Source organism: Streptomyces sp. NPDC051976 (assembly GCF_040680795.1).
Classification (GTDB): Bacteria; Actinomycetota; Actinomycetes; order Streptomycetales; family Streptomycetaceae; genus Actinacidiphila.
Genome location: NZ_JBFAXL010000090.1, coordinates 1 through 25,682, shown reverse-complemented (window position 1 = coordinate 25,682; position 25,682 = coordinate 1). Strand labels below are relative to the sequence as shown.

At 70.3% G+C, this 25,682-nt stretch carries 21 protein-coding genes and 1 tRNA gene; 11 read left to right on the top strand and 11 right to left on the bottom strand.

All coding sequences use genetic code 11. From position 1 onward, the window contains the following. Positions 1 to 650 precede the first annotated feature (650 nt). Complete coding sequence (locus AB0M29_RS42165) at positions 651 to 1,028, top strand: hypothetical protein (protein WP_365392388.1); 378 nt, start codon at positions 651 to 653, stop codon at positions 1,026 to 1,028. Positions 1,029 to 1,069: 41 nt separating this feature from the next. Here the strand turns inward: AB0M29_RS42165 and AB0M29_RS42160 are convergent, their stop codons facing one another. From AB0M29_RS42160 to AB0M29_RS42145, 4 genes are all read right to left on the bottom strand, one after another. Continuing rightward, positions 1,070 to 1,852, bottom strand: a complete 783-nt coding sequence (locus AB0M29_RS42160) for a hypothetical protein (protein WP_365392387.1) — start codon at positions 1,850 to 1,852, stop codon at positions 1,070 to 1,072. Next, positions 1,849 to 2,934 (bottom strand): DUF1152 domain-containing protein, encoded by a 1,086-nt coding sequence (locus AB0M29_RS42155; protein WP_365392385.1) that lies wholly within the window; start codon positions 2,932 to 2,934, stop codon positions 1,849 to 1,851. The genes AB0M29_RS42160 and AB0M29_RS42155 overlap by 4 nt, the downstream gene beginning before the upstream one ends. A 189-nt stretch (positions 2,935 to 3,123) precedes the next feature. Beyond that, positions 3,124 to 4,659, bottom strand: a complete 1,536-nt coding sequence (locus tag AB0M29_RS42150; protein WP_365392383.1) for a hypothetical protein — start codon at positions 4,657 to 4,659, stop codon at positions 3,124 to 3,126. A gap of 255 nt (positions 4,660 to 4,914) precedes the next feature. Continuing rightward, a tRNA-Gly gene (locus tag AB0M29_RS42145) sits at positions 4,915 to 4,988 on the bottom strand. A 399-nt stretch (positions 4,989 to 5,387) separates the two neighbouring features. Here AB0M29_RS42145 and dcd point away from each other — a divergent pair. Beyond that, a complete protein-coding gene (gene dcd, locus AB0M29_RS42140) occupies positions 5,388 to 5,963 on the top strand; it encodes a dCTP deaminase (RefSeq protein WP_365392381.1) in 576 nt (191 codons plus the stop codon). 29 nt (positions 5,964 to 5,992) lie between these two features. Here the strand turns inward: dcd and AB0M29_RS42135 are convergent, their stop codons facing one another. From AB0M29_RS42135 to AB0M29_RS42120, 4 genes are all read right to left on the bottom strand, one after another. Then, entirely contained in the window at positions 5,993 to 6,457 is a 465-nt protein-coding gene (locus AB0M29_RS42135; RefSeq protein WP_365392379.1) for a DUF2000 domain-containing protein, read from the bottom strand. A gap of 64 nt (positions 6,458 to 6,521) precedes the next feature. Further along, entirely contained in the window at positions 6,522 to 7,574 is a 1,053-nt protein-coding gene (locus tag AB0M29_RS42130) for a Yip1 family protein (RefSeq protein WP_365392377.1), read from the bottom strand. A 69-nt stretch (positions 7,575 to 7,643) separates the two neighbouring features. Then, complete coding sequence (locus AB0M29_RS42125) at positions 7,644 to 9,929, bottom strand: (Fe-S)-binding protein (protein ID WP_365392375.1); 2,286 nt, start codon at positions 9,927 to 9,929, stop codon at positions 7,644 to 7,646. 233 nt (positions 9,930 to 10,162) lie between these two features. Continuing rightward, positions 10,163 to 11,446: a nucleotide sugar dehydrogenase gene (locus tag AB0M29_RS42120; protein ID WP_365392373.1), complete on the bottom strand. Its 1,284-nt coding sequence runs from the start codon at positions 11,444 to 11,446 to the stop codon at positions 10,163 to 10,165. A 71-nt stretch (positions 11,447 to 11,517) separates the two neighbouring features. Here AB0M29_RS42120 and AB0M29_RS42115 point away from each other — a divergent pair, with 71 nt between their 5' ends. The 6 genes from AB0M29_RS42115 to AB0M29_RS42090 all read left to right on the top strand — a co-directional run bounded on the left by AB0M29_RS42115 (position 11,518) and on the right by AB0M29_RS42090 (position 17,531). After that, positions 11,518 to 12,432, top strand: coding sequence for an LCP family protein (locus AB0M29_RS42115; RefSeq protein WP_365392371.1), 915 nt, complete (start codon positions 11,518 to 11,520; stop codon positions 12,430 to 12,432). A gap of 145 nt (positions 12,433 to 12,577) precedes the next feature. Beyond that, positions 12,578 to 14,449: a molecular chaperone DnaK gene (gene dnaK, locus AB0M29_RS42110; protein WP_365392369.1), complete on the top strand. Its 1,872-nt coding sequence runs from the start codon at positions 12,578 to 12,580 to the stop codon at positions 14,447 to 14,449. Continuing rightward, positions 14,446 to 15,129, top strand: coding sequence for a nucleotide exchange factor GrpE (gene grpE, locus AB0M29_RS42105; protein WP_365392367.1), 684 nt, complete (start codon positions 14,446 to 14,448; stop codon positions 15,127 to 15,129). Before dnaK ends, grpE begins: the two co-directional genes overlap by 4 nt. Before the next feature lie 35 nt (positions 15,130 to 15,164). Then, on the top strand, positions 15,165 to 16,364 hold the full coding sequence (gene dnaJ, locus AB0M29_RS42100) for a molecular chaperone DnaJ (protein WP_365392365.1): 1,200 nt from the start codon (positions 15,165 to 15,167) through the stop codon (positions 16,362 to 16,364). A 5-nt stretch (positions 16,365 to 16,369) separates the two neighbouring features. Beyond that, positions 16,370 to 16,858 (top strand): helix-turn-helix domain-containing protein, encoded by a 489-nt coding sequence (locus AB0M29_RS42095; RefSeq protein ID WP_365392363.1) that lies wholly within the window; start codon positions 16,370 to 16,372, stop codon positions 16,856 to 16,858. 160 nt (positions 16,859 to 17,018) lie between these two features. Further along, on the top strand, positions 17,019 to 17,531 hold the full coding sequence (locus tag AB0M29_RS42090) for an FBP domain-containing protein (protein ID WP_365392361.1): 513 nt from the start codon (positions 17,019 to 17,021) through the stop codon (positions 17,529 to 17,531). A 3-nt stretch (positions 17,532 to 17,534) separates the two neighbouring features. Here AB0M29_RS42090 and AB0M29_RS42085 read toward each other — a convergent pair whose 3' ends face one another. Both AB0M29_RS42085 and AB0M29_RS42080 read right to left on the bottom strand, forming a co-directional pair. Then, positions 17,535 to 17,942, bottom strand: coding sequence for a TIGR03618 family F420-dependent PPOX class oxidoreductase (locus tag AB0M29_RS42085; protein ID WP_365392359.1), 408 nt, complete (start codon positions 17,940 to 17,942; stop codon positions 17,535 to 17,537). Positions 17,943 to 18,009: 67 nt separating this feature from the next. After that, positions 18,010 to 19,242 carry a cytochrome P450 gene (locus tag AB0M29_RS42080; protein ID WP_365392357.1) on the bottom strand — a complete coding sequence of 411 codons (1,233 nt, stop codon included), beginning with the start codon at positions 19,240 to 19,242 and terminating at the stop codon, positions 18,010 to 18,012. Positions 19,243 to 19,464: 222 nt separating this feature from the next. Between AB0M29_RS42080 and clpB the strand changes: the two genes are divergently transcribed. After that, positions 19,465 to 22,083, top strand: coding sequence for an ATP-dependent chaperone ClpB (gene clpB, locus AB0M29_RS42075; RefSeq protein ID WP_365392356.1), 2,619 nt, complete (start codon positions 19,465 to 19,467; stop codon positions 22,081 to 22,083). Positions 22,084 to 22,187: 104 nt separating this feature from the next. Next, positions 22,188 to 22,742, top strand: coding sequence for a YbjN domain-containing protein (locus AB0M29_RS42070; protein WP_365392354.1), 555 nt, complete (start codon positions 22,188 to 22,190; stop codon positions 22,740 to 22,742). 16 nt (positions 22,743 to 22,758) lie between these two features. Here the strand turns inward: AB0M29_RS42070 and AB0M29_RS42065 are convergent, their stop codons facing one another. Then, positions 22,759 to 23,886, bottom strand: coding sequence for a glycosyltransferase family 39 protein (locus AB0M29_RS42065; protein ID WP_365392352.1), 1,128 nt, complete (start codon positions 23,884 to 23,886; stop codon positions 22,759 to 22,761). A gap of 280 nt (positions 23,887 to 24,166) precedes the next feature. Between AB0M29_RS42065 and argG the strand changes: the two genes are divergently transcribed. Then, a complete protein-coding gene (gene argG, locus AB0M29_RS42060; protein ID WP_365392350.1) occupies positions 24,167 to 25,621 on the top strand; it encodes an argininosuccinate synthase in 1,455 nt (484 codons plus the stop codon). Positions 25,622 to 25,682 lie beyond the last annotated feature (61 nt).

The following is a 25,682-nucleotide window of genomic DNA, read 5'->3' as shown; positions in this document are numbered from 1 at the left end:
CCTGAACGCCTTCCAGATCGCCTTCGAGGGCCGGCTCACCCCGGCCAACAACTGAACCCCAACAATCAAGATCAGCCGTTAACTGGACACACCCCCTTCTCTGACCATGGTGCGAATCAGAGATCGATATAAGTCCCGAGTCCGGCGCCGATCTGAGGTGCAAGGTTGGCGGAGTGGCTTTGGGCGGGAGCTGCCATGGGGCGAGAGATCGGGGCCCGTAAGCTTGCGCGACTCGGGCAGGCTGTGGACCTGCCCGCAATAGCCCGAAGTGGGCCCCGATCTTCGAGGCTCGCCCCATGGTGGCTGGCTAAAGCCGCGGAGCCGACCGCCTCAGCCACGGTCTGCCTCGTCTGAACCTGGTCATTTGGTTCGCTGCTGGCGCGCGACCGGCGGAACCGGGGACGGAGCGGGGCGGAGACAGGAGCGGCGTCCCCGGCGGGGAGCCGGGGAGCGCGCGGCGAGCGTAGCGAGCCGCCTTGAACCCGTAGAGAAGGTTGTAACTCGTCGACTGGCCTGCCCAGGTGATCATTGTCCGGTCGGCCTCAGCGTTTGAGATCTGTCGTGGTGTCGTAGGTCGGGCCGTAGGCGGGAAGGCTGGCAGGAGGGTCCACGTTGGTGATCGATGGGATCGGCAGGTCGGAGGGGGTGTGATGTTGCAGGTTCTGTGCAGCGGGGAGACCAGAGAGCTCAAGCTCTCTGGGACCTGTCGAGAGCTTCATGCTCTCGGGCAGTTGCTGCGGGGGGAGGCTGGAAGCCTTGATCTCTCGGAGAACCGGCACCCCTTTCCCTACGCGCGGTCGCTGTCTGGGATCGCGTTCCGGGAGGATCCGGAGCACGACACCGCTTCGATTGTCACCGAGGACCAGATTCTGAGGATCCAGGGGCGTCGGGAAGCTCTTGACCTCCTCGCGGACAACATCGAGGGCTTCGCCACCGAAGGGGACGCAAGCGATCACTGCCACGTCGACTCCTCAACATACGACTACATCGCGCCGGGGTCGGATTCGTTGGTGATTGCGTTCAGATGAGCAGCGAGGCTTCGACTGCACGGCGGTTGAGCCCGCAGGCCTCAGAAGGGCGGATCGTCGCTGAACCCGTCGGCAGAGCGATGGCCGAGGGAATGCCCAAACGACGCGTGGTCCGATAGGTCGGCGTCGCAGAACTCGTAGGGGTTCTGCTGGCCTTCTATGCCAGATGAGTCCTCACCCCATGCGTTGAGCGCATCGATGGCTCGCTCGCGGTACTGCCAAAGCGCGCTGATTCCGAGGACCTCTCGCAGCCGGGGAACCATCGCTGCGCGGTGGTGCAGCAGGCTTGGATCGTCCAAGAGCGGGATGCAAGCTGCTACGGCTGCCTCGCGTACGTCCCTGTCCGGGTCACTCGTGCAACTGAAGGCCGCTGCGAACAGTTGGGGTCGGATCTCGCGGAGGGCTGCGGCTGGCGGGTAGGCAGTCAGGGAAAGGCCGTGGCGACGATCTATGGCTTCTGCTTCGTCGTCCACTGTGTCGGCTACTGAGCCGATCCATTGCAGGAGCTCCGCCCGAAGACACCCGGGGAAGGAGCGACGGTCCTTGTCGACTGCACGGGTCGTCCGCGGGTCGAGCAGGATCGCGGCTACGTACTGTGCTGCGGGGACTGTCGCCTCGTAGGCCGTGTTCTGGTGGTGCAGGGTGCCGTGTAGGCCATCGAGCGCTTTGGTTCGCGCGCTCTGATCTGGGTGCAGCAGAGCAGAAAGCAGGTCGGGTGCGTCCGTGGCAGGCCCGTAAGCATGCTGCAAGCCAGCCCAGTTGGTGTGGATGAGCGTCCGCTGTGGGTCTGGGAGGTTGGCCGCTGGCCTGCCGTCGTCGGTCACGCGATCTGCCACAAGGGCGCTGTGTAGCGCTCCGGGTGGGTGGTGATGAGGAGTTTCCGGAGCTCCTCGCGCTGGGTGCCGTTGAGGCTGAGGGCTTCGGTGAGGCGGCGAAAGGTGGTGTGGGTGACGCCGCGGGTGACGGCTTCGGCCTCGAACTCGGCGACCCGAGCCAAGGTGGCGTTGGGGTCCAGCTCGGTCGGGGCCTGGTCGGCGAGCCATAGGGCCTTGTTGCGCTCGTGGTCGATTTCCGAGAAGCCGCAGACTTCGCGGGCGTGGCGCTCCGCCTCGTCGAGGCTGGTGGTGTCCAGGAGGCGGCGGGCCAGCTCGTTGCGCTGGAGGGCGTCGTCCAGGTCGGCTTCGTAGATCGCGGGGCCCTCGTCAGTGAGGGGGACGGGGAGGCCTGCATCTCGGACTTCGCAGAGGCCGCGGATGCCTCGGGCAGTGGCGGAGAGCATGGCGGTGGCTTCGGAGGGGTGCCATTCCAGGACGGCGCTGATGCGGTCGACGTCCGCGGCCGTGAGTGTGTGGACCACGGGGCCCAGGCGTTCGCGTAGGACCTGGGCCGGGATCTCGCCGTCGAGGCCGGGTCCGGCGACCAGGAGGCGGATGTCTGCATTGACTTGGGCGCAGGCCGCGAGGGTGAGTGCGTCGCCGGGGGGGCTCTTCAGGGTGGGCTCGTCGCCGCGGGCGAGGATGTCGCCGCCGACGTCCAGGAGGTCGATGCCCGACGGCGAGAGCTCCGAGACGAGTTCTTCGAGTTGGCGCGTGATGCCCTCGGCGCCGTGGTGGGGGTCGATGAGGGCGAAGGTGTGTGGCAACTCCGCTGCCAGCCTGGGCAGGGTCGAGCCGGCCGGGGCAATGGGCTTCGCCTCGGCGGGGACCGTGTAGACGCTCGGGGTGAGCTGGTGGAGGCCGGTGAAGTTGGCTGGGCCGCGGGGTCCTGGGACGGGATCGATCAGCAGGCGGTCCCACGCGTAGGTGAGGATCACGGCCGGGTCATCACCGCCGTACAGGGCGGCGTTGAGCACTGCGGCGGCGACAGCGTCGCCCCCTCCTCCGGCTGCCACGATCAACCGTGTCATGCGGTCAGCGTAGGGGCTTCGGGTCGAAACCGGTCACCAGCGTTGTCCTCTACGGCGAGGCCGACAAGCTTCGCGCAGAGCGACAGGAGATCCCAGGCCGGACGGTGAGCGACCGACGCAGCCCGGATCCATCCGCAACGCAATGTCGGATGGATCCGGGCTGGCCCGTGCGGTTGAGTCAGGGCGATGTCAGCTCTGGGCTGCCGGCGGGTTGGTCACGGTCAGGACGACCGGTCCGCCGGGCATGGCCTGACTGTTGGCGGGCATTCCGTAGCTCGACGTCTTGTAGTTCTGGTCTTGCAGGACGAAGGCGATGGTGTAGGTGCCTGGCTGGATGCTGTCCGGGAGTTGGAAGTAGTCGGTGAAAGGCCCGGAGAACGTGGTGGGAACGCCGCCGCCCTGGATGAAGTGGCTCTGCCCAGCGCTGTCGACCAGGTAGAGGGACGCGCCGACGACTCCGGCCGTGGACTCCGCGATGTCGATGGTCAGCGCGATCTGCGTCTGGTCGTCGTCGGCGCCGGCGGTTCCAGGACTGAGGCTGACCGCACCAACGGTGGGCAGCACCTTGTCGGGGGTGTTCGTCAGGGTCGCGCCGATCTCCGGGGCTGCCATGCGCGAACCGTAGACGGCCCGGTCGCCATTGCTGTCGGTGACGACGAGGCCGGTGGGGACGCACGTGAAAGCGCGCGAGTCCGCGCGGATGGGCACGGTGAGGGTGCCGTCGGCCTGCACGGTCGGTGCCGTGGAAAGTTGGAGGCATGCGCCGCTGCTGTCCCAGTCGGTCAGCTCCACTGAGGTGACGCCGCCGACTGCGCCGTGCGGGCGCAGCGAGAACTGGGCAATGGGGGCCGGCTGGTGCCAGCTGTCGATCTGGCTTGGGGTGAAGGCGAAGCCGTCGGCCGACAACACCGCGTTGGACGTCACGTGGACGGTGGGTGCGGTGAGCCCGGTGTATCGGTGTGAGACGCCGGCATTGCTGGTCAGGTCCACTTCGGAGACCGTCCAGTCGCCCTCGGGCAGGCCCGCGGGGAGCTTTGCAATCACCTGGCAGGAACTGACGTACTGCTGCAGCCAGTCGATGTAGCCGCAGCCGCGGTAGCCCCCGCTCCAGTCCCAGGTGATCGCGAACGATCCGCGGGCATGCCGGCCGCCGGGACCGGTCGCGACGACGGTGCCGCCGTACACGCCGGACAGGGTTTCGTGGCTGTCGATCTGGTAGACGAGCATGGCGCCTTGCTGCGGGTCGTCATAGACAGTTGTCGGCGAGTCCTGTGCGACGGCGATCTGGTCCAGGCCCGGGGACGTCTGGTCCGGTGTGGTGCGGGCGACGAACGTCCGTGGGAACGCTGACAGCTGTGGTGCGGTCCAGTCGATCGAGTCGCCTACCCCGTCGCCCCCCTGGATCTCAGAGACCGCCCAGGTTGTCCTGGAGGTGGCGCCGTACTGCGGAACGGCCAGTTTCCAGTCGTAGGTTGCCGCGGCGCCGCTGGCGCCGGGCCGGACGGTGACACCGTCGACCGCGGAACCCTCGGTGTCGAAGTTGACGGCGATCTCGGTGCCGATGTACTTGCCCGTACGCGGATCCAAGCGTCGCAGGTGGATGTTGCCGCCGAGTCCGGTGGAATCGGGATTGGCGGAGGTCATCGTCCAGGAAAGGCCGATGGTGGCTGAGCCGGTGGTGGCGTCGACGGATTTCGCGTCGAAGGACACGGCCGAGATGGCCATAGGCGTCGCGGGGTGTGGCTGTGCTTGATGGTTCGGTGATGTGGCGTGTGCAGGAAGTACGCTCAGCACGGTGGCCACCGCTGCTGCGGTCGCCGACGCCAGAAGACGTGCAGGTCCTTTCAAGTGGATCCCCCCAGTTCGCATAGGCGGCGGTGATTGCCGCCGGCCAAGTGCACCGCCAAGCGGGCCGTCTGCGCAACTCAGAATTCGTCCGGACAACACAAAGCCCCAGGTCGACAACCTGGGGCTTCGTTATGGAGCGGATGACGGGAATCGAACCCGCGCTCTGAGCTTGGGAAGCTCATGTTCTACCATTAAACTACATCCGCGTTGAGGGCCCCTGGAGGGGCGGCTCCGTGGACACTCTACCGCATTCGTGGGCCCGGCTGGGGGGCGTAGCGTGGGGTGGCGTGGTGCGTGGAGGTGGGGTGGGTTCGTCCCCTAATGTGGTGGTTTGTTGGCCATCGGAAGTTGGGGAAGGGACTTGATGGAGCGCACCGTTGTTCGTTGTGCCGAGGGGCATGTGTTCAGTACGGCTTCGTTCCCGATGCAGCAGTTGGGGGCTGAGCGGCTGGGGCCGGGGCGGTTGTTGCGGTGTCCCAGGTGCGCGCGGCTGAGGTCGGCCGTGCCGGTTTCCGTGACGGTGGAGAAGCGCTAGACCGGGCAGGCGCGGGCGGCTGCGGCCGGGGATTGGGTCGGGGCCGCCCGGGGCGCGTAACCTTCGGGGCGTGCTTCTCTCTGACAAGGACATTCGGGCCGAAATCGACAGCGGGCGCGTACGCGTGGACCCGTATGAGCCGGCGATGGTGCAGCCGTCGAGCATTGACGTGCGGTTGGACCGCTTCTTCCGTGTGTTCGAGAACCACCGGTACCCGCACATCGACCCGGCGGTGGAACAGCCGGACCTGACGCGGATGGTGGAGCCGGAGGGCGACGAGCCGTTCATCCTGCACCCGGGGGAGTTCGTGCTCGGGTCGACGTACGAGGTCATCTCGCTGCCGGACGACATCGCGTCGCGGCTGGAGGGGAAGTCGAGTCTGGGGCGGCTGGGGCTGCTGACGCACTCGACGGCGGGGTTCATCGACCCCGGGTTCTCCGGGCATGTGACGCTCGAGTTGTCGAATGTGGCGACGCTGCCGATCAAGTTGTGGCCCGGGATGAAGATCGGCCAACTCTGCATGTTCCGGCTGACGTCGCCCGCGGAGTTCCCGTACGGCTCGCAGCAGTACGGCTCGCGGTACCAGGGGCAGCGCGGGCCGACGCCGTCGCGGTCGTTCCTCAACTTCCACCGTACGAAGGTCTGAAGGGTCCACCGACAGACAGGACCCAGGGCTCAGGGGTGCATCCGCGCGCCCTTGAGGACCTTGTCGACCGCGTTCCTCGGTCCGTAGACGGCCAGGCCCACCAGGTCGAGCGCGTCCTTCGGGACGGCGCCGACCGCCGCGCGGTTGTCGTGGTCGTTGCCGGTGGCGAAGAGGTCGGCGGTGAAGACCGCCCGGGGGAGCGCGCGGGACAGGGCGCGGTCCAGCGCGGTGGTGAGGGTCTGCCGGGTGCCCTGGAAGACCAGGACGGGCTGGCGGAACATCGGCAGGTACGCCGTGCCGTCGGCGTCCGCGTACGGCTCCCCGATCACCTCGGGGACCGCCGCGCCGAGCCCGCTGACCAGGAACGCCGTCGCGTTCAGCCGCTGCCACGGCGCCAGGTCCTCGCGCAGCAGTACGGCGATCTTGGTGTCGAACCTGGCGGTCGGGGTGTCGGGGGCGGTCCGTGCTTCGGTGCTCAAGGCTTCGGTGCTCATACGGACCACGCTGTCAGCCGCCGCGCAGGCCCGTCTTGTACGTTCCTTGCGCGCCGGACAGGCACTAGATCAGCGGCAGCTTGAACAGGATCAGCAGCGCCGCCAGCTGGATGGAGGCGGCGCCCAGCGCCCTCGGCCAGGGCAGGTCGTGGGACTTGCTGACCATGGAGGTGAGGAGGGCGGCGCAGGCCAGCCAGGTGGCCCAGCCGAGGAGTTGGACGAAGCCGTTGCCGCCGCCGAGGAAGAGGGCGAAGAAGAGGCGGGGGGCGTCGGTGAGCGACGAGACCAGCATCGCCAGGCCGATGGTGGGCGCCCAGGCGCCGTCGCCGCCGAGCTGGCGGGCCAGGGTGTTGGTGACCGCGCCGAGGGTGAGGGCGGACAGGACGACGGCGACGGCCGTGGTGAGCACCCAGGGGATGCTGGTGGACAGCGTGGCGCTCAGGACGTCGTGGCGGGCCGCGTCGAAGCCGAAGACGGCCAGCAGGCCGTAGACGAAGGTGACGGTCAGGGCCGGGCCCCAGACCGTGTAGTCGCGCATCTGCCAGAAGGTCCGGCCGGGGCTCAGCACGATGCCGCGCAGCAGCTGCTTCCAGTGCAGGCGCGGTCCGGCGGGCGGCGCGGCGGCCTGGCCGGCGCGGTAGGTGGCCACGTTGTCGCCGGCGTACGAGGGCTGGGCCGGGTCGTACGGGGCGTCGTAGGCGAGCTGCTCCTGGCTGCCCAGGGTGAACGCGCGGGTGTGGCCGGGGGAGTCGTCGTAACCGGGGGCGGGCGGCGCGTAGTACTCCGGCTCGCCGGCGGGCGGCCGCTGAGCCCCGTGACCCTGCCCGTGGCCCTGCCCGGGAGCGTGTCCGTAGCCCTGCCCGTAACCCTGCCCGGGAGCGTTCCCGGGACCCTGCCCGTAACCCGGTCCGTACCCGGACCCCTGCCCCTGCCCCGCCGCCGGTCCCGCTGCCTGTCCCGGCCCCGGACCGTACGGGCTCGGTGTCCCGCCTCGGCGCGCGCCGCCGTCACCGCGTCGATTCCTGAATCCAGCCACGTCTTCGAACGTACCCGCTTCGCCGCCGCCCGGAGCGCGCGAGCCCGGGACCTGCCACCCTTTGCTGCCAACCTGTGACACGTGAGGAGGCACGCGTCACAGGTCGGCGGCGCAGGGGCGTGAAGCGCCGAGGGGGCTGAAGAGTCCCCGTCAGGCGGAGGCGGGCGCCTCGTCCGTGGACGCCGCGGCGGTGGCCTCGTCACCGCCGCCGTCGGCCCCCGCGGGAACCGGCGTCAGCACCGACTGCAGCAGCAGCTGGGAGACGTCCACGACCTGGAGCGACTCCTTCGCCTTGCCGTCGTTCTTCTTGCCGTTGACCGAGTCGGAGAGCATGACCAGGCAGAACGGGCACGCGGTGGAGACGATGTCGGGGTTCAGCGACAGAGCCTCGTCGACGCGCTCGTTGTTGATGCGCTTGCCGATCCGCTCCTCCATCCACATCCGGGCGCCGCCCGCACCGCAGCAGAAGCCGCGCTCCTTGTGGCGGTGCATCTCCTCGTTCCGCAGGCCCGGCACCTTGGCGATGATCTCGCGCGGCGGTGTGTAGACCTTGTTGTGCCGGCCGAGGTAGCAGGGGTCGTGGTACGTGATCAGGCCCTCGACGGGGGTCACCGGCACCAGCTTGCCCTCGTCCACCAGGTGCTGCAGGAGCTGCGTGTGGTGGACGACCTCGTACTCGCCGCCGAGCTGCGGGTACTCGTTGGCGATGGTGTTGAAGCAGTGCGGGCAGGTGGCGACGATCTTCTTCGACGCCTTGGGCTTCTTCGTCGAGGGGTCCTCGTCGTCCTCGCCGAAGGCCATGTTCAGCATCGCCACGTTCTCGGCGCCGAGCTGCTGGAAGAGGAACTCGTTGCCCAGGCGGCGGGCGGAGTCACCGGTGCAGTTCTCGTCGCCGCCCATGATCGCGAACTTCACGCCCGCGATGTGCAGCAGCTCGGCGAACGCCTTGGTGGTCTTCTTGGCGCGGTCCTCCAGGGAGCCCGCGCAGCCGACCCAGTACAGGTACTCGACCTCGGTGAGGTCCTCGATGTCCTCGCCCACGACGGGCACCTCGAAGTCGACTTCCTTGACCCACGCCAGGCGCTGCTTCTTGGGCAGGCCCCACGGGTTGCCCTTCTTCTCCAGGTTCTTGAGCATCGTGCCCGCCTCGGACGGGAACGACGACTCGATCATCACCTGGTAGCGGCGCATGTCGACGATGTGGTCGATGTGCTCGATGTCGACCGGGCACTGCTCGACGCAGGCGCCGCAGGTGGTGCAGGACCACAGCACGTCCGGGTCGATGACGCCGTTCTCCTCGGCGGTGCCGATCAGCGGGCGCTCGGCCTCGGCCAGCGCCGCGGCGGGTACGCCCGCGAGTTGCTCGGGCGTCCCGGTCTCCTCGCCCTCGGCGTTCTTGCCGCCGCCGGCCAGCAGGTACGGGGCCTTGGCGTGCGCGTGGTCGCGCAGACTCATGATCAGCAGCTTGGGCGACAGCGGCTTGCCGGTGTTCCAGGCCGGGCACTGCGACTGGCAGCGGCCGCACTCGGTGCACGTGGAGAAGTCGAGGATGCCCTTCCAGGAGAAGTGCTCCACCTGGGAGACACCGAACTGGTCGTCCTCGCCCGGGTCCTCGAAGTTGATCGGGACGCCGGCGCTGGTCATCGGCTGCAGCGGGCCGAGGGCGACGGGGCCGTCGGCGTTGCGCTTGAACCAGATGTTGGGGAAGGCCAGGAAGCGGTGCCAGGCCACGCTCATGGTGGTGTTCAGGCCGAGGGTGATCGCCCAGATCATCGTCACGCTCAGCTTGACCATGGCGACCGCGTAGACGGTGTTCTGCAAGGTGGCGGTGCTCAGCCCGTGGAAGGCGGCGACCAGCGGGTACGAGGCGAAGTACGCGGCCTCGTAGTGGTCGACGCCGTGCAGGGCGCCCTCCAGGCCGCGCAGCGTCATGATCGCCAGGCCGATGATCAGCACCACGTACTCGACGAAGTACGCCTGCCAGGCCGTCGAACCGGCGAAGCGCGACTTGCGGCCCGCCCGGGAGGGCAGGTTCAGCAGCCGGATCACGATCAGGACCAGGATGCCGACGGTGGTGAGGGTGGCGATGAACTCGGTGTACAGCTCGTACGGCAGCCAGTCGCCGAGCACCGGCAGGATCCAGTCGGCCTTGAAGAGCTGGCCGTAGGCGTTGACGATCGTCAGGCCGAGGGTGAGGAAGCCGACCGCCACGAACCAGTGCGCGACGCCGACGACGCCCCACTTGTTCATCCGGGTATGGCCGACGAACTCCCTGGTCAGGGTCTTCGAACGGGCCACCGGGTCATTGGTGCGGGAGCCCTCGGGGACGGGCTGGCCGAGCGTGACGAACCGGTAGATCTGCGCGACGGCGAGGCTGATGAGGGCGACGCCGACCGCGGTGAGGACCAGCGACACGATGATCGCGGCGAGTTGCATGAGGGCTCCTCGGGGCCTGCGCGGCGGTTCTTTTCTGGCGGTGGTCTGGCTGTGGTCTGGCGGGGGTCCTGCTGGGTCCGGCTGGGGATCCCGTCGGTCCTACTAAGCGGTAACTTAATGGGGCCTCCGCTGAGATTACCCGGGATCCGGGGCCTCATACAGCCGGGCCGCTGGTGATCTGTGTCGCGCGCGCCCCTTCCAGGATCGCGCGCGGTGCGGCGTGGCCGTTGTGCTCAGAGCCGTTCGACGCTCCCGCCCCGGCAGCGGTCGCGGGTGTCGAAGACATACGGGGCCGCCCGCGCGAGCATCGGGTAGTCGAAGACGTCGTGGTCGGTGGCCACCACCACGACGTCCGCGGCCGCCGCCTCCTGGTACGTCAGCTCGACGCAGAGCAGGTCCGCGGGCAGCCGCGCCGGGTCCGCGTGCGGCTCGACCGCGCGCACCCGGGCGCCGCGCGCGGTCAGCTCGGCGGCGACGGCCAGCGCGGGCGACTCCCGCAGATCGCCGCTGTTGCGCTTGTACGCCAGGCCCAGCAGCAGCACCCGGCTGCCGTCGACGGCCGTGCCGCGCGCGGCCAGGCCGGCCGTGACCCGGTCGGCGACCCGGCCGGGCATCGCGCCGTTGACCTCGTCGGCGAGCGCGGCGAACCGCAGCTCGCCGCGGGCCACCGGCAGCCGGTGGCCGCCGACGCCCGGTCCCGGCTGGAACGGCAGGAAGCCGTACGGCTTGGTCGCCGCCGCCTCGATCGCCTCGCGGATGTCGGCGCCGAGCGGGCCCGTGACCGTGGCGAGTTCATTGACCAGGGCGATGTTCACCTGGCGGAAGGTGTCCTCGACGATCTTGGTCAGCTCGGCGGTGCGCGGCGACGAGACGGGGACGGTGTGCCGTACGACGCGCGAGTAGAAGGCGTCGACGGCCAGCAGGGAGCGGACGTTCACCCCGGAGACGACCTTGGGGGTGGTCTCCAGGGTCCAGCGCGCGTTGCCGGGGTCGGTGCGCTCGGGGCTGTAGCCCAGATGGAAGCCGCTGCCCGCGGCCAGCCCCGAGGTCTCCTCCAGGAGCGGGGCCAGCAGCTCCTCCGTGGTGCCCGGCGCGGTGGTGGACTCCAGCACCACGACCGCGCCGGGGCGCAGATACGGCGCGACCGCCCGGCCCGCGGCCTCGATACCGCCGCGGTCGGGGACGCCGTCGCGGACCGGAACCGGCACGGTGATCACGCAGATGTCGAAGCCCTCGGCGTCGGCGTAGTCCGCGCTGGCCCGGTAGCGGCCGGAGTCGAGCGCGGCGGCCAGCCGTTCGGCGGGTACGTCGCCCACGTACGGGTCACCGGCCGTCAGCCGTTTGACGCGCTGCTCGTCGGTGTCGACGCCGGTGACCGTGAACCCGGCCTCGGCGGCCCGCAGGGCCAGCGGCAGACCCACATGGCCCTGTCCGATGACAACGACGTGCTGGGCGGGCGGAGTGGGCGGGGCGTGGGGGACGGACGGGGCGGCCGGGGTGTGTGCGGTGCCTGTCATAACGCTTAAATTAGCTGGAACTGTGACAATCATCGCAAAGATGGACAGAGAACTCGCAGGAGGAGGCCGGAATGCGCGCCGTGCTGCGCTGGCTGGCGATCGGCGCCGGACTCGTTCTGGTCGTGACGGCCGGTGTGGGCTGGGCGACCTACCGGAAGGTCAGCGGCAACATCCACACCGACCGCACCGCCGAGCACCTGCTCGCGCAGTACGCCAAGCAGCGGCCCCGCGCCCTGGTGCCGCGGGCCAGGAACATCCTGGTGATGGACTCGGGGCCGGGTACCCGCCCGGCGCCGGGCGCGAGTGGGAGCGCGTCCGCCGTGTCCTCCTCGTCGCCCGCCACCGCGCCGCACACCTCCGCCACCCCCTCGGCCGTGAGTCTGACGAGCGGTGACGCGGCCGTCCTGCTGCACCTGTCCGCCGACCGCCAGCGGGCGGCGGCCGTCGCCGTACCCGGTGATCTGATGATCAGCGCGCCGAGCTGCCTTCGCCCGGACGGCGGAGCGAGCCCGGCCGGATACGAGCGATTCGGCCAGGCGTTCCGCAACGGCGGGGCGGCCTGCTCGATCCGCGCCTTCGAACAGTTCACCGGCATCCGGGTGGACCACCATCTCGTCGTCGACATGGGCGGGTTCGAGCAGATCGAGTCGGCGGTCGGCGGCCACGGCAGCGGTCACGCGGGCAACGGGCCTGGTGAGAACCGTACGAGTGGGCAGCGCGGTGGGGACATCCTGAGCGCGCTGTCCCGTGAGGCGCGCTCCGGCGGCCCGCTCGCGCATCCGGCCAGGTTCTTCGGGCTGCTCGACACGGCGACCTCGTCGATCACCGCCGACCCCGGTCTCAGCTCGCTGCCCGCGCTGTACGAACTGGCCGGAAGTGTGCGCAGGCTCCCCGCCGACCACCTGGTCTTCCGTACGCTGCCCGCGCGCCCGGCGGACGCCGCTCCGCTGCTGACGGCGTTGCGCACCGACCATCCGCTTCGCTGACCAGCGGATTCTCCGGTCGTCCGATGAGATGCGCGTCACACGCGGAGCTAAGTTGAGTCGGGGCGACTCACGTACGTTGACAGCCGATCTCTGCTGAGGCACCCTTGAGCCAGTTCCACTCAAGTATCAGCAGGAGGATTTCACCATGGCACGTGCGGTCGGCATCGACCTGGGCACGACTAATTCCGTCGTCAGCGTTCTCGAAGGCGGCGAGCCCACCGTCATCACCAACGCAGAGGGCGCCAGGACCACGCCGTCCGTCGTCGCCTTCGCCAAGAACGGCGAGGTGCTCGTCGGCGAGGTCGCCAAGCGCCAGGCTGTCACCAACGTCGACAGGACCGTCCGGTCGGTCAAGCGCCACATGGGCACCGACTGGAAGATCAACCTGGACGGCAAGGACTTCAACCCGCAGCAGATGAGCGCCTTCATCCTGCAGAAGCTGAAGCGCGACGCGGAGTCGTACCTGGGTGAGAAGGTCACCGACGCGGTGATCACCGTCCCCGCGTACTTCAACGACTCCGAGCGCCAGGCCACCAAGGAGGCCGGCGAGATCGCGGGCCTGAAGGTGCTGCGTATCGTCAACGAGCCGACGGCCGCGGCGCTCGCGTACGGCCTCGACAAGGAAGACCAGACCATCCTGGTCTTCGACCTCGGCGGCGGCACCTTCGACGTCTCGCTGCTGGAGATCGGCGACGGCGTCGTCGAGGTGAAGGCCACCAACGGCGACAACCACCTCGGTGGCGACGACTGGGACCAGCGCGTCGTCGACTACCTGGTGAAGCAGTTCCAGTCCGGCCACGGCGTGGACCTGGGCAAGGACAAGATGGCCCTCCAGCGTCTGCGTGAGGCGGCGGAGAAGGCGAAGATCGAGCTGTCCTCGTCGACCGAGACCTCGATCAACCTGCCCTACATCACGGCGTCCGCCGAGGGCCCGCTGCACCTGGACGAGAAGCTCACCCGCGCGCAGTTCCAGCAGCTCACCACCGACCTGCTGGAGCGCTGCAAGACGCCGTTCCACAACGTCATCAAGGACGCGGGCATCCAGCTCTCCGAGATCGACCACGTGGTCCTGGTCGGCGGCTCCACCCGTATGCCGGCCGTGGCCGAGCTGGTGCGCGAGCTGACCGGCGGCAAGGACGCCAACAAGGGCGTCAACCCGGACGAGGTCGTCGCCATCGGCGCGTCCCTGCAGGCCGGTGTGCTCAAGGGCGAGGTCAAGGACGTCCTGCTGCTCGACGTCACCCCGCTGTCCCTCGGTATCGAGACCAAGGGCGGCATCATGACCAAGCTGATCGAGCGCAACACCACGATCCCGACCAAGCGCTCCGAGATCTTCACCACGGCCGAGGACAACCAGCCGTCGGTGCAGATCCAGGTCTACCAGGGCGAGCGCGAGATCGCCGCGTACAACAAGAAGCTCGGCATGTTCGAGCTGACCGGTCTGCCCCCGGCCCCCCGCGGGATGCCCCAGATCGAGGTCACCTTCGACATCGACGCCAACGGCATCATGCACGTCGGCGCGAAGGACCTCGGCACCGGCAAGGAGCAGCGGATGACCGTCACCGGCGGCTCCTCGCTGCCCAAGGACGAGGTCGACCGCATGCGCCAGGAGGCGGAGCAGTACGCGGACGAGGACCACAAGCGCCGTGAGTCCGCCGAGACCCGCAACCAGGGCGAGCAGCTCGTCTACCAGACCGAGAAGTTCATCGCGGACAACAAGGACAAGCTCCCCGAGGACGTCAAGTCCGAGGTCGAGGCCGCGGTCGCGGACCTCAAGGAGAAGCTGAAGAACGAGTCCGCCGACGGCGACAACACCGCGGCGATCCGCGAGGCCACCGAGAAGGTCGCGGCCACCAGCCAGAAGCTGGGCCAGGCGCTCTACGCCAACGCCCAGGCCGAGGGCGCCACCGCCAACCCGAGCGCCGACGAGCCGACGGCCGACCAGGCCGCCGACGACGACGTGGTGGACGCGGAGATCGTCGACGACGAGAACAACAAGAGGGACGGTGCCGCGTGACGGAGGAGCCGAAGGGCTTCGAGCCGGAGCCTGACGTCCCTTCCGAGGCCAGCGACAAGCCGGGCGCCGCCAAGGAAGCCGGGGCCGCCGAGGAGGCGGGCCCGGCCGCCGCGGCCGGGGACGCCAAGGAGCTCACGGCACTGCGGGCCCAGCTCGACCAGGTGCGTACCGCTGCCAACGAGCGCACCGCCGACCTGCAGCGCCTGCAGGCCGAGTACCAGAACTACCGCCGCAGGGTGGAGCGGGACCGGATCGCCGTCAAGGAGATCGCGGTCGCCAACCTCCTCACGGAACTGCTTCCGGTGCTCGACGACATCGGCAGGGCGCGGGACCACGGCGAGCTGGTGGGCGGCTTCAAGTCGGTCGCGGAGTCGCTGGAGACGGTGGCCGCCAAGCTGGGTCTGCAGCAGTTCGGCAAGGAGGGCGAGCCCTTCGACCCGCTGGTGCACGAGGCCCTGATGCACAGTTACTCGCCGGATGTCACGCAGACCACATGCGTGCAGATCCTCCAGCCCGGGTACCGCATCGGGGAGCGCAACCTGCGCCCCGCCCGGGTCGCGGTCGCCGAGCCCCAGCCCGGCGCCCACGGCACCAAGGGTGACGAGTCGACGGCGGACACCGGAAACGGACCGGCGGACAGCGGTGACGACGAGGAGACCGGTGGCCCGGACAAGGGCTGACGGCAGGGCAGTGGCGGAGAGGAGGGACGTCGGGGATGAGTATCAGTAGGGACCTGTTGGAAAAGGACCTGTACAAGGTCCTCGGCGTCCCCAAGGACGCCACGGACGCGGAGATCAAGAAGGCGTACCGGAAGCTCGCCCGCGAGTTCCACCCGGACGCCAACAAGGGTGACGCGAAGGCCGAGGAGCGCTTCAAGGAGATCTCCGAGGCCAACGACGTGCTCTCCGACGCCAAGCGGCGCAAGGAGTACGACGAGGGCCGCGCGCTGTTCGGGAGCGGCGGCTTCCGCCCCGGTCCCGGCGCGGGCGGCACCGGCAGCTTCAACTTCGACCTGGGCGACCTGTTCGGCGGCCAGGGCGGCGGCGCGGGCGGCTCCGCGCCGGGCGGGCAGGGCGGCGGCTTCGGCGGCGGTCTGGGCGACGTCTTCGGCGGGCTGTTCAACCGCGGCGCGGGCGGCACCAGGGTGCAGCCCCGGCGCGGCCAGGACATCGAGTCCGAGGTGACGCTCAGCTTCACCGAGGCGGTCGACGGGGCCACGGTCCCGCTGCGGATGTCCAGCCAGGCGCCGTGCAAGGCGTGCTCCGGCACCGGCGACAAGAACGGCACGCCCCGGGTGTGCCCGACCTGCGTCGGCACCGGGCAGGTCTCGCGCGGCGGCGGTGGCGGCTTCTCGCTCACCGACCCGTGCGTGGACTGCAAGGGCCGCGGCCTGATCGCCGAGAACCCCTGCGAGGTCTGCAAGGGCAGCGGCCGGGCGCGCTCCTCGCGCACCATGCAGGTCCGTATCCCCGCCGGGGTCACCGACGGGCAGCGGATCCGGCTGCGCGGCAAGGGCGCTCCGGGCGAGCGGGGCGGTCCGGCCGGCGACCTGTACGTGGTCGTGCACGTGGGCCGGCACCCGGTCTTCGGCCGCAAGGACGCGAACCTCACGGTGACCGTCCCGGTGAGCTACGCGGAAGCGGCGCTCGGCGGCGACATCAAGGTGCCGACCCTGGGCGGGCCCCCGGTCACCCTGAAGCTCCCCGCGGGCACCCCGAACGGCCGTACGCTGCGTGCCCGCGGCAAGGGCGCGGTGCGCAAGGACGGTTCGCGCGGCGACCTGATGGTCACCATCGAGGTCGCGGTGCCGGAGAAGACCGAGGGCAAGGCGCTGGACGCGCTGGAGTCGTACCGGGAAGCGACCGCGGACTTCGACCCGCGGGCGGAGCTGTTCAAGGCCGCAAAGGGAGCGTGACCTGCATGAGCATCGACGGTCGGATGGGTGGTGGCGGGCCGCGCGGCCCCCGTGGTTCAGGGGTGCGCAACCCGTACCAGTTGACCGAGGAGTCCCCGGTCTACGTCATCTCGGTGGCGGCCGAACTCTCCGGGCTGCACCCGCAGACCCTGCGGCAGTACGACCGGCTCGGCCTGGTCTCGCCCGACCGTACGGCCGGGCGGGGCCGCCGCTACTCGACCCGTGACATCGAGCAGCTGCGCGAGGTGCAGCGGCTGTCGCAGGACGAGGGCATCAACCTGGCGGGCATCAAGCGGATCATCGAGCTGGAGAACCAGGTCGCCGCGCTCCAGGCCCGGGTCGCCGAGCTGTCCGCCGCCGTCGAGGGCGCCGCGGCCGTCATCCAGCAGCGGGAGGCGGCCGTCCACGCCTCGTACCGCCGCGACCTCGTCCCGTACACGGACGTCCAGCACACCAGCGCGCTGGTGGTCTGGCGCCCCAAGCGGGACGGCTGACGGCGCGGAAACGTCTCAGCAGAGCAGCGGCCACGGCCCGCGCGGAGCGATCCGCGCGGGCCGTCGCCGTCGCCGGGTGCGGCCGTCGCGGGGTGCGGCCGGGGGCGCCGCCGCGGATATTGGGGCGACATGCCGGGCGCCCCTTGTTAGCTTCGGGCGCATGGACCCACTGGCCGAGGCGCGGATCCGCGCCTCCTTCATCAACTGTTCCAAGGGCGAGGCGCGCCGCATCAACCTGCCGCGCGACCTGGCCGAACTGCCCTGGGCGGACCTGGACTTCCTGGGCTGGCGCGACCCGGGAGCGCCCGACCGGGCGTATCTGGTGAGCGTGGGGGGCGGCGGTGAGGAGCCGGTCGGGATCACCCTGCGGACCTCGGGCGGCGCCGCGCGCAATGTGATGCGCAGCAGCATGTGCTCGATCTGCGTGACCTCGCACTCCGGCGGCGGCGTCGACCTGCTGGCCGCGCCACTGGCCGGTCCGGCGGGGCGGCAGGGCAACACGGTCGCCACCTATATGTGCGCCGATCTCGCCTGCTCGCTCTATGTGCGCGGAAAGCGGAAGACGGCGCTGGCGAAGCGTCTCGAGGAGACCCTCACCCTGGACGAGCAGATCGCCCGCACCCGCCGCAATCTCGACGCCTTCCTGGGGAAGGTCACGGCGGGAGTGGCGTGAGCCTCAGGCGTTGCCCATGGCCCGGGTGAGGGCGATCTCGATGACCACGCGCGCCGGATTGGGCGCCGGGGTGCGGCCGTAGCGCTCGGCGTAGCGGCTGACGGCGTCGGCGACCCGCTCCGGGTCCTCGGAGATCGTCGCGACGCCCTCCAGGGTGGCCCAGGTGCCCTTCTTGACCTGGCAGACGGCGACCCGCGCGCCCTGCGGCCCCGCGGCGCGGACATTCCTGGCCTTGTGGCTGGCGGTGTTGGTGATCACCCGCGCGAGACCGGCCTCCGGGTCGTACGTGACGCCGACCGGCACCACGTGCGGTGAGCCGTCGGGGCGGTGGGTGGTGAGGGTGCACAGGTGGTACTCGCGCCAGAAGGCGAGGAACTCGGGCCCGGGGGAGCGGGGATCGCGGGGTGCCATGCGACGACCGTAGCCGCTGCCCCGCGGCGGCCCGCCGAGGGGCCCGCGGCGGGCGTACCGGCGCCGCTCAGCCCAGGCGCACCGGCAGCGCGGCGACGCTGTTGCCGATGAAGCCGGGCAGCGGTTCGAGCGTGTCGTCCGGCACCGCCAGGGTGAGGCCGGGGTGGGCGGTGTACAGGGCGCGCAGCGCGATCACCGCCTCCAGCCGGGCCAGCGGCGCGCCGAGGCAGTAGTGCGCGCCGTGCCCGAAGGCCAGATGCCGGGTGTCGGCGCGGGTGATGTCGAACCGTGCGGCGTCGGGACCGTACTCGCGCGGATCGCGGCCCGCGGCGGCGTACGCGGCCAGCACCGCCGTGCCGCGCGGCACGGGCGTGCCGTCCACGACGAGGTCGCTGGTCGGGTAGCGGAACGGGAAGTTGGCCACCGGGCTGTCCCAGCGCAGCGTCTCCTCCACCACCGCGTCCCACGACGCGTCGCCCGCCAGCACCAGCGCGAGCTGGTCGGGGTGGCCGGACAGCGCCCGTACGGCGTTGGTGATCAGGTTGAGCGTGGTCTCGTGCCCGGCGACGATCATCAGCAGCAGGGTGCCGGTCAGCTCGCTGTCGCTGAGCCCGGCGCCCTCGCCGCCGCGGGCCGCCTCGTCGTCGCGGGCCGCGATCAGCGCGCTGGTCAGGTCGTCGCCCGGGCGCTTGCGCCGGTCGGTGACCACCTGGCCGAGGATGGCGTGGATCTCGCCCTGCGCGGCCATCGCGGCCGCCGCCGTGCTGGAGGTGCTGACCAGGCGGTGGGTGAGCAGGTGCAGCCGGTCGCGGTAGGTGGTGTCCACCCCCAGCAGCTCGCAGATCACGCCCATCGGCAGCGGGTAGGCGAAGTGCCTCCGCAGGTCGACCACACCGTCGGCCGCCGCGTGCCCGGGGAGCGCGGCCAGCAGCTCGGCGGCCAGCGCCTCGATCCAGGGCCGCATGGCCGCCACCCGGCGCGGGGTGAACGCCTTGGTGGCCAGCCCCCGCAGCCGCCTGTGGTCGTCGCCGTCGGCCGTCGTCATCCCGTTGGCCAGGGCGAACGCGTTGAGCTGCCACTGCGCCGGGATACGGCCCTCCTGGAACGCGGCGAAGTGCCTGGCGTTCTTGGCGACCTTGGGATCGGCGAGGAAGTCGCGCAGCTCCTGGTAGCGGGAGATGATCATCGCGGGTACGTCACCCGGCAGCAGTACCGGACAGGCCGCGGCCGACTCGCGCAGGGCGGCGGCGTCCTCCTGGAGGGTGGCGCCTGTCGGGTCCATGCGGTGCACAGCAGTCATGGGTGTCCTCACGCGACGGGTCAACTCCTTTGCCCCTCGAAGGAGTTGAAGCAGGCATTCTTGCATCGCCTCCACGAGTTATTCAACGTTCATACAAATTTCCTCCGCACCCCTCCCGGCCCCGCGTGGATGGGCCCCAAAACAGCCTTGAGTGGAATAGACTCAACTTGCTTCATGTTGTCGTGATCAGGTTTTGTCGATCGACAGGAGGACCAGACGCCCGTGGAAGCCGAGCTGACCAACAAGAGCCGGGAAGCGCTGAACGCGGCCAACACCCGGGCCGTCGCCGAGGGCAACCCGGACCTGACGCCCGCGCATCTGCTGCTCGCCCTGTTGAGCGGCACGGACAACGAGAACGTGCTCGACCTGCTCAGCGAGACCGGCGCCGACCCCGGTAGCCTGCGGACCGGCGCCGAGCGGCTGGTCGAGGGACTGCCGAAGGTGTCCGGCTCCACCGTCGCGCCGCCGCAGCCCAACCGCGACCTGCTGGCCGTCATCGCCGACGCCTCGCAGCGCGCCAAGGAGCTGGGCGACGCGTTTCTGTCCACCGAGCACCTGCTGATCGGGATCGCCGTCAAGGGCGGCCCGGCCGGCGAGCTGCTCGCCGCCCAGGGCGCGCGGGCCAAGAACCTGCTGAACGCCTTCGAGACCGCCCGCGGAGGGCAGCGCGTGACCAGCCAGGACCCCGAGGGCACCTACAAAGCCCTGGAGAAGTACGGCACCGACTTCACCGCCGCCGCCCGCGAGGGCAAGCTCGACCCGGTGATCGGCCGCGACCAGGAGATCCGCCGCGTCGTACAGGTGCTGTCGCGCCGTACGAAGAACAACCCCGTGCTGATCGGCGAGCCCGGCGTCGGCAAGACCGCCGTCGTCGAGGGCCTGGCCCAGCGCATCGTCAAGGGCGACGTGCCCGAGTCGCTGCGCAACAAGCGGCTGGTCTCGCTCGACCTGGGCGCGATGGTCGCGGGCGCGAAGTACCGCGGCGAGTTCGAGGAGCGGCTGAAGGCCGTGCTGGCCGAGATCAAGGACAGCGACGGCCAGATCATCACCTTCATCGACGAGCTGCACACCGTCGTCGGCGCGGGCGCCGGCGGCGACTCCGCCATGGACGCGGGCAACATGCTCAAGCCCATGCTGGCCCGCGGCGAGCTGCGGATGGTCGGCGCCACCACGCTGGACGAGTACCGCGAGCGGATCGAGAAGGACCCGGCCCTGGAGCGCCGCTTCCAGCAGGTGCTGGTCGCCGAGCCCACCGTCGAGGACACCGTGGCGATCCTGCGCGGCCTCAAGGGGCGCTACGAGGCGCACCACAAGGTGCAGATCGCCGACTCCGCGCTGGTCGCCGCCGCCACCCTGTCCGACCGCTACATCACCTCCCGCTTCCTGCCCGACAAGGCCATCGACCTCGTCGACGAGGCCGCCTCCCGGCTGCGGATGGAGATCGACTCCTCGCCCGTCGAGATCGACGAGCTGCAGCGCTCCGTCGACCGGCTGCGGATGGAGGAGATGGCGCTCAAGAACGAGACCGACCCCGGTTCCGTCCAGCGCCTGGACAAGATCCGCAAGGACCTCGCCGACCGCGAGGAGGAGCTGCGCGGCCTGAACGCCCGCTGGGAGAAGGAGAAGCAGGGCCTCAACCGCGTCGGTGAGCTCAAGGAACGCCTCGACGACATCGACACCCGGATCGAGCGCGCCCAGCGCGACGGCGACTTCGAGACCGCCTCCAAGCTGCTCTACGGCGAGAAGCCGCGGCTGGAGGCCGAGCTGGAGGAGGCCACCCGCGAGGAGCAGGAGGCCGCCGCGGCCACCACGCCCAGCCAGAAGATGGTCAAGGAGGAGGTCGGCCCGGACGACGTGGCCGATGTCGTCGCGGCCTGGACCGGCATCCCGGCCGGCCGCCTGCTGGAGGGCGAGACGCAGAAGCTGCTGCGGATGGAGGAGGAGCTGGGCAGGCGGCTGATCGGCCAGACCCAGGCCGTACGGTCGGTGTCCGACGCGGTGCGCCGCTCCCGCTCCGGTATCGCCGACCCGGACCGCCCCACCGGCTCGTTCCTCTTCCTCGGCCCCACCGGCGTCGGCAAGACCGAGCTGGCCAAGGCGCTCGCCGACTTCCTCTTCGACGACGAGCGGGCGATGGTCCGTATCGACATGAGCGAGTACGGCGAGAAGCACTCGGTGGCCCGGCTGGTCGGAGCCCCGCCCGGATACGTGGGGTACGAGGAGGGCGGTCAGCTCACCGAGGCGGTGCGGCGCAGGCCGTACTCCGTGGTGCTGCTCGACGAGGTCGAGAAGGCGCACCCCGAGGTCTTCGACGTACTGCTCCAGGTGCTCGACGACGGGCGGCTCACCGACGGCCAGGGCCGCACCGTCGACTTCCGCAACGTCATCTTGATCCTCACCTCCAACCTCGGCAGCCAGTACCTGGTCGACGCCACGCTCTCCGACGAGCACAAGCGCGAGCAGGTGCTGGCCACCGTGCGGAACTCCTTCAAGCCGGAGTTCCTCAACCGGCTCGACGACATCGTGGTCTTCTCCGCCCTCGACCAGGACGAGCTGCGGCTGATCGCCCGGCTGCAGACCGACCGGCTCGCGGAGCGGCTGCGGGACCGCAGGCTGACACTGGAGATCAGCGACGGCGCCCTGGACTGGCTCGCCGCCGAGGGCAACGACCCGGCGTACGGCGCCCGCCCGCTGCGCCGTCTGGTGCAGACCGCCATCGGCGACCCGCTGGCCCGCGCGATCCTGTCGGGGGAGGTGCTCGACGGGCAGACCGTTCGGGTGGACCGCGCCGCCGACGGGCTGATCGTCGGGGCCGCGACCGGCCCTGACCTCAGTAAGTGACCGCCGCCCCGGGCGGTACGCCGAACGCGTACGGCCCGGGGTTGCCACACCCCCGCCGCGATGGGGGAGGATGGCGGGGAAACGTCACGAAGGGAACCTTCACGGTGAGCATCGACCCGTCCTCGATTCCGAATTTCGGGGGCCAGGACCCCGAGCCGAACGGACCCGCCGGCAGCGTGGTCATCCCGGACCAGGACCTGGTCAAGCAGTTGCTCGATCAGATGGAGCTCAAGCACCTCGTCGACGAGGAAGGCGACCTCGCGGCGCCGTGGGAGGACTTCCGTACCTACTTCATGTTCCGCGGCGAGGGCGAGCAGGCGGTCTTCGCCGTCCGCACCTTCTACGACCGCGCGTACACCGTCGATGACAAGCCGCAGCTGCACGAGGTCATCGACGACTGGAACCGCCGCACCCTGTGGCCGAAGGTCTACACCCACACCCACGACGACGGCTCGGTCCGCCTCATCGGCGAGGCCCAGCTGCTGATCGGCCTGGGCGTCGGCCTGGAGCACTTCGTCTCCTCGACGGTGAGCTGGGTCCGCGCGTCCATCGAGTTCGACAAGTGGGTCGGCGAGACCCTCGGTCTGACCAAGGACGCCGACGAGGCGGACGGCGCTGAGGGCGGCGACAGCGGCCCCGGCGACGAGGGCACGGAGTAGCCGGGCCCGTCCGTCCCTACAGCGGTACGGTCACGACGGTCAGCAGATAGGCCCCGTAACCGAGTGAGATCCCGGTCAGCGTGACCACCGCCACGGCGGCGGCGCGCGGCCGGGCTCCCGCCAGCGCCGTCGCGCCCGGCAGCAGCAGCGGGAAGGCCGGCAGCAGGAAGCGCGGCTTGCAGGAGAAGAAGTTCGCGCCGCCGAGCGCGATCACCACCAGCACCGCCGCGTAGACCAGCAGCGGCAGCGGCATCCGGTCCATCAGGATCAGCACCAGCAGCAGCACCGCGGCCCCGCACAGCCCGGTCGTCACATAGGCCGAGAGCGAGTCGGGCAGCAGCGCCTGCCGCTTGACGTAGTGCAGCGCGAAGCGCCCGAAGTCGAAGACCGAGCCCCAGCGGGCCTGTACGTCGAAGTAGCCGCGCACCTGGCCGGTCCGCAGCCCCACCCACCCCACGTAGCCGCACCAGCCCAGCGGGGCGAGCAGCGCGGCCGCCCAGGCCCGCCGGTCCTGCCGCCGCCCGGACCGCAGGCGCTGCCAGCCCTCGGCGAGCACGGCGGCGGCGACCGCGGCGGCCACCGCGATGCCGTTGGGCCGGGTCAGCCCGGCCAGCCCCGAGAGCAGCCCCGCGGCCAGCCAGCGGCGCGTCACGACGGCGTAGAGCGCCCAGGCGGCCAGTGCCGTCATCAGCGACTCGGTGTACGCCATCGACAGCACGATCGCGTGCGGCAGCAGCCCCCACAGCACCACCAGCGCGGTCGCCGTCCGCCGCCCGTACAGCTCCTCGACCACCGCGTAGATCCCCCACGCGGCGAGTGCCGCGCTCACCCAGGCCACCAGCAGCGCCGCCACCACCGAGCCGACCGGCAGCACGGTGTCCACCACACGCACGGTCATCGGGTAGAGCGGGAAGAACGCCATGTCGTCGAAGCGCAGCCCCGGCGCCTCCCAGGACGGGATGAAGGTGCCGTACCCCCAGTCGGCGATCCGGTGGTACCAGGCCGAGTCCCACTCCAGGCCCAGCAGATTGCGCGGGTGCCGCCCGGTGTGGTGCGCCCAGAGCGCCACCACGCCCATTCCCGCCCCCCGCGCGGCCACGAAGACCGTCACCGCGGGCCACGCCCGCCGCCATGCCGTCGCCACTCCCCGCGAGACCCGCGGTCCCCGCCGCCGAGCGGGTGCCCGTGGCGCCCGCGGAGTCGACGGCGGCGCGGTGACGGGCTCAGCGGTGATCAACGGAAACCGCTCCTCGAAGGGGGCATCACACTTGATAGTCGGACAAAGCGACTATCCGTGATACACCTGCCGTTCCCCCTCCAAGACACGCCCACAGTCCACACTTCGGGCCTGCGCGCACCCCCGGGAGCGCGCGGCCGCGAAGAAGGGCTTTGCATGATCATGCATAAGTAGGCATACTCTTTCCATGTCCAAGGTCCTCACTTCCCTGCCCTCCGGCGAGCGCGTCGGCATCGCCTTCTCGGGTGGCCTCGACACATCGGTCGCCGTCGCGTGGATGCGCGACAAGGGCGCCGTCCCGTGCACCTACACCGCTGACATCGGCCAGTACGACGAGCCCGACATCGGTTCGGTGCCCGGCCGCGCGCTGGCCTACGGCGCCGAGATCGCGCGCCTCATCGACTGCCGCGCCGCACTGGTCGAGGAGGGCCTGGCCGCACTCACCTGCGGCGCGTTCCACATCCGCTCGGGCGGGCGGGCCTACTTCAACACCACCCCGCTCGGCCGCGCCGTCACCGGCACGCTCCTGGTCAGGGCGATGCTGGAAGACGACGTGCAGATCTGGGGCGACGGGTCGACCTTCAAGGGCAACGACATCGAGCGGTTCTACCGCTACGGTCTGCTCGCCAACCCGCACCTGCGGATCTACAAGCCGTGGCTGGACGCCGACTTCGTGACCGAGCTGGGCGGTCGCAAGGAGATGTCGGAGTGGCTGCTCGCCCACGGCCTGCCCTACCGCGACAGCACGGAGAAGGCGTATTCGACCGACGCCAACATCTGGGGCGCCACCCACGAGGCGAAGACCCTGGAGCACCTGGACACCGGCATCGAGACCGTCGACCCGATCATGGGCGTCCGCTTCTGGGACCCCTCGGTCGAGATCGCCGCCGAGGACGTGACGATCGGCTTCGACCAGGGGCGCCCGGTCACGATCAACGCCAAGGAGTTCGCCACCCCGGTCGACCTGGTCATGGAGGCCAACGCCATCGGCGGCCGCCACGGCATGGGCATGTCCGACCAGATCGAGAACCGGATCATCGAGGCCAAGAGCCGCGGCATCTACGAGGCGCCCGGCATGGCCCTGCTGCACGCCGCGTACGAACGCCTCGTCAACGCGATCCACAACGAGGACACCCTCGCCCAGTACCACAACGAGGGACGGCGCCTGGGCCGGCTGATGTACGAGGGCCGCTGGCTGGACCCGCAGGCGCTGATGATCCGCGAGTCGCTGCAGCGCTGGGTCGGCGCCGCCGTCACCGGCGAGGTGACCCTGCGGCTGCGCCGCGGCGAGGACTACTCCCTCCTGGACACCACCGGCCCGGCGTTCAGCTACCACCCGGACAAGCTGTCCATGGAGCGCACCGAGGACTCCGCCTTCGGCCCGGTGGACCGGATCGGCCAGCTCACCATGCGCAACCTGGACATCGCCGACTCCCGCGCCAAGCTGGAGCAGTACGTCCAGCTCGGCCTCATCGGCACCGAGTCCCCGGCCATCGGCGCCTCCCAGGCCGCCGCGACCGGCCTCATCGGCACCATGCCCGAGATGCCCGAGGGCGGCGCCGAGGCCATCGCCTCCCGCGGCGAGGTCGACGCCGAGGAAGCGGTCCTGGACGCGGCGGCGATGGAGTCCGGCACGGACTGACCGCCTCGCGCCGACCTGAGCACGAAGCGAAGCCCGACGGCCCGCCGGTGACACCGGCGGG

Excerpts from the sequence above, each read along its gene's own strand:
- AB0M29_RS42165 (WP_365392388.1), top strand. The coding sequence starts at position 651 with ATGTTGCAGGTTCTGTGCAGCGGGGAGACCAGAGAGCTCAAGCTCTCT.
- AB0M29_RS42155 (WP_365392385.1), bottom strand. The coding sequence starts at position 2,934 with ATGACACGGTTGATCGTGGCAGCCGGAGGAGGGGGCGACGCTGTCGCC.
- AB0M29_RS42150 (WP_365392383.1), bottom strand. The coding sequence starts at position 4,659 with ATGGCCATCTCGGCCGTGTCCTTCGACGCGAAATCCGTCGACGCCACC.
- AB0M29_RS42135 (WP_365392379.1), bottom strand. The coding sequence starts at position 6,457 with ATGAGCACCGAAGCCTTGAGCACCGAAGCACGGACCGCCCCCGACACC.
- AB0M29_RS42125 (WP_365392375.1), bottom strand. The coding sequence starts at position 9,929 with ATGCAACTCGCCGCGATCATCGTGTCGCTGGTCCTCACCGCGGTCGGC.
- AB0M29_RS42120 (WP_365392373.1), bottom strand. The coding sequence starts at position 11,446 with ATGACAGGCACCGCACACACCCCGGCCGCCCCGTCCGTCCCCCACGCC.
- AB0M29_RS42115 (WP_365392371.1), top strand. The coding sequence starts at position 11,518 with ATGCGCGCCGTGCTGCGCTGGCTGGCGATCGGCGCCGGACTCGTTCTG.
- dnaK (WP_365392369.1), top strand. The coding sequence starts at position 12,578 with ATGGCACGTGCGGTCGGCATCGACCTGGGCACGACTAATTCCGTCGTC.
- dnaJ (WP_365392365.1), top strand. The coding sequence starts at position 15,165 with ATGAGTATCAGTAGGGACCTGTTGGAAAAGGACCTGTACAAGGTCCTC.
- AB0M29_RS42095 (WP_365392363.1), top strand. The coding sequence starts at position 16,370 with ATGAGCATCGACGGTCGGATGGGTGGTGGCGGGCCGCGCGGCCCCCGT.
- AB0M29_RS42090 (WP_365392361.1), top strand. The coding sequence starts at position 17,019 with ATGGACCCACTGGCCGAGGCGCGGATCCGCGCCTCCTTCATCAACTGT.
- AB0M29_RS42085 (WP_365392359.1), bottom strand. The coding sequence starts at position 17,942 with ATGGCACCCCGCGATCCCCGCTCCCCCGGGCCCGAGTTCCTCGCCTTC.
- AB0M29_RS42080 (WP_365392357.1), bottom strand. The coding sequence starts at position 19,242 with ATGACTGCTGTGCACCGCATGGACCCGACAGGCGCCACCCTCCAGGAG.
- argG (WP_365392350.1), top strand. The coding sequence starts at position 24,167 with ATGTCCAAGGTCCTCACTTCCCTGCCCTCCGGCGAGCGCGTCGGCATC.